Raw genomic sequence first — 11,418 nt, forward strand, 5'->3', positions numbered from 1 at the left:
AGAAAATCAACCTCTCGCATCTCAGGAGGCGATCCCCCCGATCCCCCTCTCCGATCCCCCTGGGAGGGACGCTAAAACCCATGCAACTATTGATATCCTTCTACCGATCCCCCCGATCCCCCTCCTTTTTGACAAGGGGAGCGGCGAGCAGTCCAGCGGCTCCCCTTCTTCGATAGGATTGCTCTAGGACGAAGGGGGATCGGGGAGATCGGGGGGATCGCCGATCGGAGTGTCCTCGCCTACAAAGACTTTCAGTTCCGAGGTCTTCGAACTCTCATTCCAGTAGCGTTCGACGTGGATTTGTTGCGGTATCAGCGCATCACCTTTAACATAGGCCCAAGTCGACGGGCCTCCAAAACGAAGCTTTTTCCGCTCCCACCCGAGCACCTGCATAGCTTCGCCGAGCCTGGCATTATGCTCCTGGTGGCGAGAACCGATCGGTATGTTCAGGATGGACCAGACATCTTCGGATTTGAGCTTGCCTTCCAAGGTGCCCAGAGCCTCCGCTAGCGCTCCGACAAAGGGGTCTTCGACCGCACGGGTTGATTGCTCTTCTGATGCCGCTTCCCACAGCTCTGAGCTGAGGCGAATGCTTTCCCCATCGGCTTCACGCGCAACAGCTTCAGCCCAAAGCTGGTCGCGGTCCTGCTTGAGTTTGTCAAGATCGAACTGCTCAACCCTGATCGGCCAGAACCGTCGATTTCCAGTTCCATCACGGAGATAGCGTTCGTTGTTGGTCGTGCCTACGATGATACATTGGCGCAACCTTTCCGAAGTGAGACGGCCGTACGCTAAGCGTGCTCTGTCGACCTGACGCGAGAGGAAGGACTTCAAATGCTCGATGTCGCCTTTACGCATACCCTTCAATTCGGCTGCCTCAACAATCCAGCGGCCTGAAAGACGTTCGATCACCTGTTTGGAGTCAGAGGTGAGCGGCAAATCGTCAGTGAACCATCCTTCCTTGACCGCGAGAACCGCGAGAGCAGAGGATTTGTTTTTGCCCTGAGGACTTTCCCAAACGGGCATCTCATCAAATTTGCAGCCAGGCTTTTTGACTCGCCGCACGGCCGCGACGAGCATCAAACAACCGACCGCACGAGTGTACTCGGTGGACTTTGCGCCGGCATAGGTTGTCAGCCAGCTATCGATGCGACTTACACCATCCCAACTCAAGCTATCGAGATAGTCCCGAACCGGATGAAAGGTGTTCCTCATCGCCAAATCCCCGACGACATCCCAAAAGAAATCCTTGCCAACTTTGAGACGAAACCGAGTGTCGACCTCCAACCACAGCCGACGCATCGCGGAGTCATCGAGGAGAGGTCCGAAGTTGGGTAAGCCATCGACTAGCATCCGGCCTTCGAATTCGTCCTGGCGGATAAGTACCCCCATCTGTTCAATAGCTGCTCTAATGTTTGCTTGGGTAGGGAGAGGAACCCCCTTCTTATCCTTGCTAAGAAGGCCATGAACGTTGCGCCAGTCCTCCAGATTGGGTGCGTCGGCAATCAATCCCAAGAGTTCTGATTTGATTGCGTCGTCCAACTGACCGGTAGCTCGCCTTGCCACGACCCAATCCGAAATATCGCCCTTGTCGGGCAAGTCCGGTAGCTCCAGCAGCCGAACACCAGAGGCATGGGGGCCGATGCTAACAGCGACCTGATCAGCGTGCTGACGACCTCTTTGATCGTTGTCGACTAAGATCACAGCATCAACATCTTTGAGATGCTGTGAAAAGGAACTCTTCCATTTTAAAGCGCCGAAGGGATTCGCTGTGGCAACGAAGCTGAGCGCCATGGCGGTCTCAACGTCCTTTTCGCCTTCACAAAGTAACACCAGACAACCCGGTGCCTTGGTCGCCTCAATCAGTTCTGGCAGGTGGTAAAGGATCGGCTCCTCGTCACCGATGCCGAAAAAGCGATCTACCTTGTCCTCTGGATTGATGCGGTCGCCGTGCCGGAGCATGTTGTCGCGGACTGTGCGATAGACAGTTTTGTATATTGCGCCATCGCTTGATTTGACCACGTTGCGCCCACGCTGGATCGTGAAGGCGTAAGATTTATCGACCTTTCGATATACATGATCAGAAAGATGTTCAGTGTCGTTAGTCCACTTCTCGCGGTCTGGATCATCAATATTGCTTGAGCCATAGAATTTCGACATTTCACTATGCCAATTGCCTTGTCTTCAGCGCAGCGGGATGCCTTTCGACTTTACGTTTTTGCGCAAAGTCGATAAATCTAGACTGCACTTTGGAACTATTGAGGATGGGGCCCGCCCTATGGCTCCGACGACCTGCAGAGAGACCCTAACCGTCCGGCGCATCCACGCCGGGCGGTTTTTCGTTGGCCTGCGCTAGGCGCTCGCGCTCGTAGCGGAGCTGACGAGACAGAGGCCAGCGATTGTGTCGGCCGAACTTCACCGGCGGCGGAAACCGCGTCTTCGGGTCCTTGATCCAGCGCGCAAGCGTCATATCGGACGGATTGCTATATCGCTGCTTGATTTCCTTGGTGGACAAGAAGACTTCGTCTGCCGGAGCGATTTCTTCGTCGGGAATTCTGTCTTTATCGATCTGAAGTTTGCTTGGGCGTGCCATCGTTCCGCTCGCATTGTTAGGCGATACGAGGGAACGTAATGCGGTTGCGACCAGAACAATATCGGAGATAAATAGCCAAGATTTGGAGTTTTTACCGCTAATCTTGAAGGGCTAACTCAGCCTGTTTTTCAAAGCGTTCTCCGTCACGCCACACTCAGCCGCGACCTCTCGGATGAGCTCGGCCTTCCTTCGATACATCATGCCGCGTGATCGTAGGTCGGCAGCGCGGTCATGATACATCTCGACTGCGCGCCCGATGGTAAGGCCGTCTTTCAACTTGTCTCCTATTCCCTTGCGCGGCCTGCCCAGCTTTCCAGAAGGCGGAGCCGCCAGTTGTCCTTCCAAATAGTCGGCCAGCATCCCCAAATCGCCCTCCAGCATGGGAGTACCGGATCGTAGTTTGAGCAGAAGACCTGATCGATCGCCTGCTGCTGCGAGATGCAAAACACGAGTGTAATTGCTCAAGCTCCTCTCCCCGCGATCGGCACGACATTCGTTGGCTGGTCCGAGACGAGCGAAGTGACGAAGCGCGACCATGTTTCGAGTGCCCCCGTGCGCTCATCGCTGAACTCAAAGCGCTGATAGACGCCTGCCACGCCAGCGAAGACACCGCTCTGATGGTTCAAGATTTTTTCGATGACCTCCAGTCGAATGCCTAGGCGAGCCATCCCGCTGGCGGCGGTTCGACGAAAGTCGTGGATGCGCCACTCTGGCAACTCAACCTTGGTCACGTCGTCACCACGCTTCGCCGCCTCCTGCTTCATGATCGCGATCACATCGGCGTCGAGATTCCTTTTGGCGCGACTGAGGCCTGAAATCGGACGATGGCCATTGGTAGTGAAAACAAGGTCGCTGCCTTTAAGACGAGGCGTGTTTTTCAAGATGTCCATGGCGGCGGCCGAAAGATGCACCACGTTGGCCTTTTTGTTCTTCGACCGAGCGGCCGGCACTATCCATTGTTTCTTGACGAAGTCGATCTCGCTCCACTTCATCGAAATGACTTCGTCCCGACGCTGAGCTGTCAGCATAAGCAGCCGGAATGCTGGACCGAAAGGCCGTCCAAGCTCCTGCTTCGAAAGGTTCATCGATGCGTTCCAGATTACCTTTATCTCGGCATCGTCAAGAACTCGGTCGCGAGAGGTCTCCACAGCCGGAGCGTCGACCTTGTCACATGGATTGAGCTCAATCAGATCGCGGGTGATGGCCCAATTGAACAACTTCGATAGCGCTGCTCGGATGCGGTTTGCGCCGGCACCCATACCGCCCGAGATCAGATCGTCGAGATATGAAATGATCTCGCGCCGTTCGATGGTTTCGATCGGCCGATGACCCCACTTGTCGACGGCGCTCCCCTTGCGCACAACGAATGTAAGTGGGTCATCGGACCTATCAGCGAGTGTCTTGTCGGGGACTAGACCCAAACGGTTCGCTGTGGTTAGCCAAGACTTGGTCTTTTCCTTCGCGTGCCTGGCTATGAATAGGCGGGCGACATTGTCGAAGCGGCTCTGATCGATGCCCTCACCGCGAAGGCGGCGCCTCTTATCGATCTGCTTGTCCGTGGCCGGGTCTTCGCCACGGTCGATACGTTCCAGAAACGCCTTAGCCGCGCTTCGAGCTTCGCCCAGTTTGAACTGAGGAAAGCCGCCAAGTGTGAGCTTCCGTGTCCGACCGAACTGACGGTAGCGAAGCGCCCATGATCGACGCCCACTGGGCTGAACGATGAAATACAGACCGGCGACCGTGTCCGGAATTTCCAGACGTTTGTTCGGGTCCGGCTTGATCTTGTCGAGGGTCGGCTCAGACAGGCGCTTTGACATCAGGGTAACTCCGGGGTAACGAAATCGAACCGTTAAGAAGTAAGACCTAGCGAGGCCTTACGAGAAGTCTCCGGAGACCTATACGCCTTAAATGATTGTTCCAAAAGTGGTTTTTAGGCTGAAACGGCCTTGGTAGTTTGGCAAAGGTTAACGAGCGAGTGAAGGAGCTTTAGGAATCATAATCCTGGGGTCGGGGGTTCAAGTCCCTCTCCCGCTACCACCATTCCCCCCACTCCTTTGACGCCGTGGGGGAAGGCACCCTCACCCAGGAGTACCGTTAGCCGCCCAGCGATTTCGACTTCGATCCCGCCGATCCTCGATGGATCTCGAAATACCGTGACGGTTTCGATCAAGTCCCGCATCGCCTCTGCAGTTTCGGAATCGCCAGCCACAACGCCCCTGGCGAGCCCTGTCTGAAGCTGGTTCAGTTGTTCCTCGTAACGTGCGAGCACCGCAGGATGCAGCGCGATCACTCCGGTCGCGGCGGGCACCCGATCCAACTCTGCCAAAATGCACTTACGCTCTTCATTCAGCGTTGTTGACTGCGGTCCCAGTACGGCTGGGTCGCCGTGGCCCTTGGCAATGGCGTTGACCAGCCGCTCGATCTCCCGAGATAAATTCTCCAAGCCGTCGCTCCAAACGAGTGCGCCTGGCATCGGTGTCGGCTGCCAAGCGCTTCCGTTCTTCGTGGTACGTCTGGACGTATTGGGCAATCACTTCAGGATGGCGCAACTCGGCGGTAAGCCCGTTCAGCACTGCAGTTTCGACCGTATCCAAATAAAAGGTCTTAGGATCAGCGCATGTTCCGCTTTCTGTCGCGGCGGAACAGCGGATGCGAATGCGCTTGGACTTGTCCATGCCTTTTGACGACATTCCCGCACCACAGGCACCGCACCTCAGGAGCCCCGCCAACATATGCCGTGGTCGGCGCTGATGGCTTGGATGGGTGGTTGCGCGCGCCTGTTTCCGCGCGTGTGCTGCGTCGAACAGGTCGGACGAAACAATGGCAAGGTCGGGTACTTCGACTATTCGCCATTCACCCTTGGGATTCGGACGCGAGACCCGTTTCCCCGTATCAGGATCCTTGATCATTTTGACCCTGTTCCAGATCAAGCGACCGGCGTACAGCTCATTATGAAGCAGCCCCGTCCCTCTCTGCGCATTTCCATTGATAGTAGAGGCATTCCAGGCTCGACCACGAGGCGGCGGTATGTGCTCTCTATTTAGATTGTGAGCGATATCACGCGGGGTCCGTCCATCGACATACTCCCTGAAGATACGACGCACGATCTCCGCCTCGTCGTCTGCGATCAGGCGCTTTCCGGGGTCGCCTAGCACGTAGGAATAGCCGTAGGTCAATCCACCGGCATGGAGCCCCTTGCTGACTTGGCCGGCCTGGCCCCGACAGACTTTGTGAGCGATGTCCTCTCGATAGAGTTGCCCAACAAGACCGCGAAGCCCGACCAAAACTGTGTTCACCACGCCCTCGTGGACGGCACGAATTTCGATGCCAAGAAATGAAAGGCGTTTGTGAATGCCGGCAAGGTCTTCCATGTCACGCGAGAGCCGATCAAGGGCCTCCACAACGAGAACATCAAATTCGTGCTCACGAGCTTTGTCCATGAGGTGAAGCAAACCGTCACGGCCCATGACGGAGCCGCCGGAGCGCGCTCGGTCGTCAAACGTTGCGACAACGTTCAACCCCTCACGTTCTGCGTACGCTCGGCATAAAGCGAGTTGATCGTCTATCGATCGCTCGTTCTGGAGGTCGGTTGAGAAGCGTGCGTAGATCGCGGTTCGATTCATGATAAGGTTTCTCGGCCTGTTCACGCGCGTGATCTTCGCGGGCCGCTTGGCGCGCGAGAGCGCTTGCAAGGCGCAGAATCGCTCTGTCAGGCACCTGGCGCAAGACCCGTTTGTGGGATTTCACAACCATTGCGGGTGGCCCTCGCTACGGGTCAATAATAGCGACGGACTTGCGACGGCGGAAAATAGCAGTCCGCAGGATGCATGGCCTCGTTCAAGCCTGCCGAGATCATGATGTTGGTCCATGTCTCCCAAGATGTGCACAAGCGGGAGATGAGAGAAGTCACCAAATCGATCGGTCGCAGAAAGGGATAGCAAGGCGTGCTTTCGGAAATCCGCGAGCCTAATCGCTTGCTCTCCGGCCAGCCTTGTTGGCAAAAACTGCAGGTTCAAATCGCGGACACGATTTAAGGCTGCAAACCGCCCTATAGCTTGCAAAGGAGTCGAGTTAGCAAATGAATTCAGTGGCCGCACTGTATTGGAGGTATCCCTCTCCTGACTCGAGCCCGACCGTTTCTTAGGTCGCGCCTACCGTTTTGCACGCCCTCCCCTGCACGGCCGTGACGGAAGGTTCGACGGCGACGGCCTCCTCTGGTTCACCGGGCAGAGCGGACTACGGAAGGCTCGACCCTGCGACGGGCGACATGATAATTTTCGACGCTCCAGAGGGCCGCGGCCCCTACGGGATTACTGCGACCCCCAACGGAGACGTCTACTTCGTGTCGCTCGCCGGCAGCTATCTGGCAAGCATCGACCGCAAGAGCGGTGAAGCTCGAGTGATCGAGCCTCCGACCCCGGACCAGGGGGCGCGCCGCGTGTGGTCGGACAGCCGGGGACGGCTTTGGATTTGGGAATGGAATGCGGGACAGGTATCGGTCTGCGACCCCCATGACGGCGGCTGGAACTCTTGGCGTTTGCCCGGCGACCTTCCTCGCACCTATGCGGTCTATGTGGACGAGCGCGACATTGTCCGATTTCGGAGGGAACGCCGTGCACGCGTTCGATCCGCAGACAGACAAGTTTACGACGTACCCCAAGTCCACGGAAAACGCTGATGTCCGCCAGATCAATGGCCGCCGCGGAGAGGTTTGGCTGCTATCCGGGGCCGACCGGCTGGTCGTGATCCGCACCGTCTCCGCCAAGTGAGGCGGTCCCAGCCGCGGCTTCATTAGCGCCAGCATGGCGAAGTTCGGTCTCCCCGTCCTTCCTCCGCGCTGCTAGCGCCGCGTTCCGTGCAGGATCGACGCGGATCCGCATCCGCGGATCGGCGCCGCCCCTTTTGCGGCGGCTTATTCCGTCAACGCTGCGCGCTTCATTGCTATGACCGTAAAGGCGCTTTCGAGCACGCAGAGCGGCTTGGATAGGCTGTTGAGGTGAAAATGGCGAAATGGTTCGAGCCGACCGGCGACAGCTATTTCTCGCATATCAACCGCCAGAGCATCGAGGCCGTCATTCGGGAGGCGAAGGGTGATCAGGCCGCGCTTGCAGTCAAGGCGGCGGGCAAGAAGTTCGACGATCATTTGCATCGAGTTGTGGCTCATCTGGGGATCACGACCTGCACGGCCCCCACTCCGGTAACAACAGGCTGCAAAATTGGAACAGTCGTTTGGCCCTCTCCATAGCCCTTCAGATGCGTCTTTGATCATTGCCTGAGGAACGCGCCCGTGTAGGTCTGGCCAGCAAGCCTAACGGTTCCGGCGAGGGCTCCGTCGGACAGCATAACAAAACTGACCTCCGCGCCATTCGGTAAGCGCTCAAGCTTCAACGTGCTCCCTACAATTCTTCCAGCGCCGGCGGCCTCTCCCGGATAGTTGTCGCCCAGATTTCCCCACGCATAGGTGACCGTCACTTTTCCATTGGAAGAAATCGTCTGAACAGCAAGTTTGGCGTCATAGATCCCGTCCAATTGTCCGGCCCATAGACCCGAAAAAGCAGCATACTTTGTTGGAACGCCCTTGTCAGGGGGAGTGACCGTCACGGATTGATGCATGATTGCTGAGTCGGAAGGAACCAAGGCAGGTTGGGGAGGAATGGCACCAGGTTCTAACGCAGGTTCGAGAGTGGCCGGTTGCGACGTTTCAGCAGCCGATTGGCACGCGGCTAGGGCAAGTGCCGCGAAGCCAAGCATTACGTTGCACATTCGGTGTGCCATCTTCTGGTGCCCCGGCCATCTTTGAATCTAGCGCAGGCCGACCTTATCGCGCGTTTTCACAAGCTGTGTCTACGCAAGGTAAGTCATACGACAGCGGGTCGTCGAAGAACCCGCAGCGGTCGTGAGTGATTGCCTCCATTCGTCGCCCAAGTAGCGGCCTGGAGCGCCATTCGCCCGGCATCCGCTGGTTCATTAGGAGTTGAGCGGGAGGATCAGCAGTTGACCTTCCAGATCACATAGTGAGGCCGTTGCGACTGTATTCCTGAACCTTCGACAAACGAGTACACGCCGGTCGAACGGACTCACCAAGCTGCTGAATGAACGCTCTAGATGCATTCGACAGGCGTTTGACCGACGAAAGCTAAGCCCCCCAAGATGCCGCGGCCTATTTCAAGTGCTGCGAGGCGAGTATGATCGACGCGTTGGTGCCAGGCTTCTGAATGATAATCACGACGATGGTAGTCATTCTCGACGATACAAGAGTTGCTGCCACCTATTCGGACAGGAGCTACCCGTTCGATTGAACCGGTAGCGGTGAACGGAAGGGGCACAAACACCCTTCGGCCGCGATTTCGCCAATAGCAATACCGCAGAAACCTGCCACCTCGGCGGAGGATCTGCGCCCTCCGAAGGCAGAAGTTACAGGTTCAAATCCTGTCGGGTGCAGCATTGCACAGTTCGCTTGCCGACAACTATTCCTGCTGGAATTGACAGGGCCAATCGTCAGGCCTCGTCAAGCCAGAAGGCAACTCGGTCCGGGCGTCTCCGCAAGCCATGTTGAGCTGCCACTGGGACAGACCCGCCGAATTGGAAAGATCGACCCCCTCGATACGGGTCAGAAAGAAAAAGGCGCGGTCAAAGTCTATCGGCGCGGTGAACGTCGCTCCTCGGAAGTCCGCCCGTGCGAGATTGGCAAACGAGAAGCGGCTGCCGCTGATATCGGCGTCATGGAACTGCGCACGCCCCAATTCTGCCTTTGTGAAATCAACATTGGTCAGATTGGCGCCCTGGAAATTCGAGCGCTGTATTTCCGCGCTCGCAAACACAGCGCCCTGCGCGTCCATACGGCTGAAGTCGGTCCTGTAGGCCTCGATTCTGTCGAACCGGGCGCCTTTGGCGGTCGAGTCGGCCAGGGAAGCACGCACAAGCGTTGCCTTCTCAAGATTTGCCGCAAGGAGATTGCTGTTCCTGAGGTCGGTCGAAGTGAAATCAACACCGAACAGGTTCGCCCCGCTCAGGTCCTGTCCTTCTAGGATGAGAAGCTTCTTGTCACACTCGTGCCAATTGACGCCAGGCGTCGCGGCTGCATCGCAATTCTGAGCAGCAGTGGCGTTCTGCCAAGCAAACACAGTGCAAACCGCTATAACCAAGCCGGACGCGCCGTAAGCTCTGGTTCGTCTCAAAGTCATTGTTGCTGGACCTCTGCCACTCGCCGACACTCAACCTTACCACATCTGCTGACACACGAGCCACGGTGGCCACCGCCGTCACAGTTAGCGCATTTCTCATATTCAAGCTTTGATGTTGATCAACCGATCAACCCGCGCGTAGGGCGCGATTTGCGAGCGCCTCCCCATATCATCGGCGGTCCAGCAGAGATTCATTTGTCACCGGCCAGGCGCATCATTCCGTAGGTATGCTTGACTAAGCCGAGGAGAGCGGTCGTTCAGGCTGGCGAAGTCGCGTGCCAAGATTGGCCTCCGCTCTGGACGTTTGTCTCGCTAATTGGGAGCCTGCTCGGGTGCTGACCGCCACCACCGCCGTCCGCTGCCGACAAGCGTGAATCCGCTTGGTTCCGCACCGATCGGTACTTCCCGACGGCGAGGTTGACCCGGCACGGGGTGCTCGTCGCATATCCTGATTCCGCTGTCGCATGAACCCCACGACTTCGCCTAGCGAAGCCGAAGTTGATCTCTGCCATCTCCCAGGTCGAAGTATCAACCCCGCATATTTGTGTCGTAAGCTGACGTGCCGCGAATACGCCTTTTTCGGTTGGCGGGCTTTATGGCGGACGCGCAACCTGTTCTTGTATTTTTATCAACGTAAACAATGTTTTATGGCGGAGAGGGAGGGATTCGAACTCCGCGCTTGGAAAAGCGTCCCTCTCGTCTTCACCGTGCAGGCCGCTTACTCTGGGCGGCAGAGTGCCCTTCCGCGCTTCGCCAAACCTGCCGTGGGAAATGCCTTGCCGTTTTTTCCGGCGGGGCTTTGATCAGATCGTGACTATTAGTGATTTATGCTGGAACTGGTTGCGGAGGTTAGAGCCGGACCTATTTGCGCCGATTAACGATTAAGAAGTCCCGTCAGCAAACGAACTCGGTTACAGTACTGTATCGGCGGTATCCCTCTACCGACTCGAACCGCGACCGTTTCTTAGGTCGCGCCTACCGTTTTGCACGCCCTCCCCTGCCCGGCCGTGGCGGAAGGTTGAACCAGTTGGGCGACTGCTAGGTTCCAGACTGGAGGTAAGGTCGGCTCGCTGAAAGCACGGCAGGTGGCATGCGGCACATGCGCGTCAACGGCGGCGGAGGGTTTGAGAGGGCCGGAGCCCCGACAGCTTTCGGCAGTTCGAACGATATAGTCGAACGGCCGAAATCGGGGCGCAAAGCTGCCATTCGGCACAAAGATAACAAATAGCATCGGCGATCGGCTGAAGCCGCTCCTTCTCAGTCTGCTGGCGAACCGCGTAACCGGGGCAGATTTCCGGGCGAAGGGGTTTGCAGGCGAGCGCGTCCGTGATTCACCCTATGCGTGACGCTACCACCGACTGATTCGTTTGAAGGCTGTCGCTCGCGGAACTCCGCGGGTTGGTTACTGCGCTGATCGGCGAAGTGCGCGGTCCAAACATGGTTCGAAGTGGTCGATCGCAGGGCCGCGTCGCACGGTTCAGAAGGCCATGCATCGTTGATTATGCGCAAACTGCTATCGCGCGACTAGTCGGAACTCGCGCATCGAACAGTACATGACGTCTTCCGTCCCCAGCGCACCGGCGGCCTCCCCGCTCGCAATCCAAATAGACGTCTTTCAGCTGTTTGATTGGCATGTCAGCG

The 11,418-nt window shown here is 57.2% G+C and carries 9 protein-coding genes; 2 read left to right on the plus strand and 7 right to left on the minus strand.

The features are described 5' to 3' along the window. Window positions 1–183: 183 nt before the first annotated feature. The 5 genes from NKJ20_RS07700 to NKJ20_RS07720 form a co-directional block, all read right to left on the minus strand. Complete coding sequence (locus tag NKJ20_RS07700; protein ID WP_352743364.1) at window positions 184–2,160, minus strand: virulence-associated E family protein; 1,977 nt, start codon at window positions 2,158–2,160, stop codon at window positions 184–186. Window positions 2,161–2,305: 145 nt separating this feature from the next. Then, window positions 2,306–2,593 (minus strand): helix-turn-helix transcriptional regulator, encoded by a 288-nt coding sequence (locus NKJ20_RS07705; RefSeq protein WP_352743366.1) that lies wholly within the window; start codon window positions 2,591–2,593, stop codon window positions 2,306–2,308. A gap of 111 nt (window positions 2,594–2,704) precedes the next feature. Next, window positions 2,705–3,058, minus strand: coding sequence for a hypothetical protein (locus tag NKJ20_RS07710; RefSeq protein ID WP_352743368.1), 354 nt, complete (start codon window positions 3,056–3,058; stop codon window positions 2,705–2,707). Then, a complete protein-coding gene (locus NKJ20_RS07715) occupies window positions 3,055–4,410 on the minus strand; it encodes a tyrosine-type recombinase/integrase (RefSeq protein WP_352743370.1) in 1,356 nt (451 codons plus the stop codon). The genes NKJ20_RS07710 and NKJ20_RS07715 overlap by 4 nt, the downstream gene beginning before the upstream one ends. A 525-nt stretch (window positions 4,411–4,935) precedes the next feature. Then, entirely contained in the window at window positions 4,936–6,216 is a 1,281-nt protein-coding gene (locus NKJ20_RS07720) for a recombinase family protein (protein ID WP_352743371.1), read from the minus strand. Window positions 6,217–7,206: 990 nt separating this feature from the next. Here NKJ20_RS07720 and NKJ20_RS07725 point away from each other — a divergent pair. After that, window positions 7,207–7,362 carry a hypothetical protein gene (locus tag NKJ20_RS07725; RefSeq protein WP_352743372.1) on the plus strand — a complete coding sequence of 52 codons (156 nt, stop codon included), beginning with the start codon at window positions 7,207–7,209 and terminating at the stop codon, window positions 7,360–7,362. 233 nt (window positions 7,363–7,595) lie between these two features. Then, window positions 7,596–7,838: a hypothetical protein gene (locus tag NKJ20_RS07730; protein ID WP_352743374.1), complete on the plus strand. Its 243-nt coding sequence runs from the start codon at window positions 7,596–7,598 to the stop codon at window positions 7,836–7,838. Between the two features lie 20 nt (window positions 7,839–7,858). Here the strand turns inward: NKJ20_RS07730 and NKJ20_RS07735 are convergent, their stop codons facing one another. Together NKJ20_RS07735 and NKJ20_RS07740 are read right to left on the minus strand one after the other, a co-directional pair. Further along, window positions 7,859–8,344 carry a hypothetical protein gene (locus NKJ20_RS07735; protein ID WP_352743376.1) on the minus strand — a complete coding sequence of 162 codons (486 nt, stop codon included), beginning with the start codon at window positions 8,342–8,344 and terminating at the stop codon, window positions 7,859–7,861. Between the two features lie 716 nt (window positions 8,345–9,060). Next, entirely contained in the window at window positions 9,061–9,777 is a 717-nt protein-coding gene (locus tag NKJ20_RS07740) for a pentapeptide repeat-containing protein (protein WP_352743378.1), read from the minus strand. Window positions 9,778–11,418: the final 1,641 nt, after the last annotated feature.

This window comes from Mesorhizobium sp. M0185, from assembly GCF_040322175.1.
Classification (GTDB): domain Bacteria; phylum Pseudomonadota; class Alphaproteobacteria; order Rhizobiales; family Rhizobiaceae; genus Mesorhizobium.

Bases quoted from the DNA above. Each gene is read 5' to 3' on its own strand.
- NKJ20_RS07700 (WP_352743364.1), bottom strand. From the start codon at position 2,160: ATGTCGAAATTCTATGGCTCAAGCAATATTGATGATCCAGACCGCGAG.
- NKJ20_RS07705 (WP_352743366.1), bottom strand. From the start codon at position 2,593: ATGGCACGCCCAAGCAAACTTCAGATCGATAAAGACAGAATTCCCGAC.
- NKJ20_RS07715 (WP_352743370.1), bottom strand. From the start codon at position 4,410: ATGTCAAAGCGCCTGTCTGAGCCGACCCTCGACAAGATCAAGCCGGAC.
- NKJ20_RS07720 (WP_352743371.1), bottom strand. From the start codon at position 6,216: ATGAATCGAACCGCGATCTACGCACGCTTCTCAACCGACCTCCAGAAC.
- NKJ20_RS07730 (WP_352743374.1), top strand. From the start codon at position 7,596: ATGGCGAAATGGTTCGAGCCGACCGGCGACAGCTATTTCTCGCATATC.
- NKJ20_RS07735 (WP_352743376.1), bottom strand. From the start codon at position 8,344: ATGCTTGGCTTCGCGGCACTTGCCCTAGCCGCGTGCCAATCGGCTGCT.
- NKJ20_RS07740 (WP_352743378.1), bottom strand. From the start codon at position 9,777: ATGACTTTGAGACGAACCAGAGCTTACGGCGCGTCCGGCTTGGTTATA.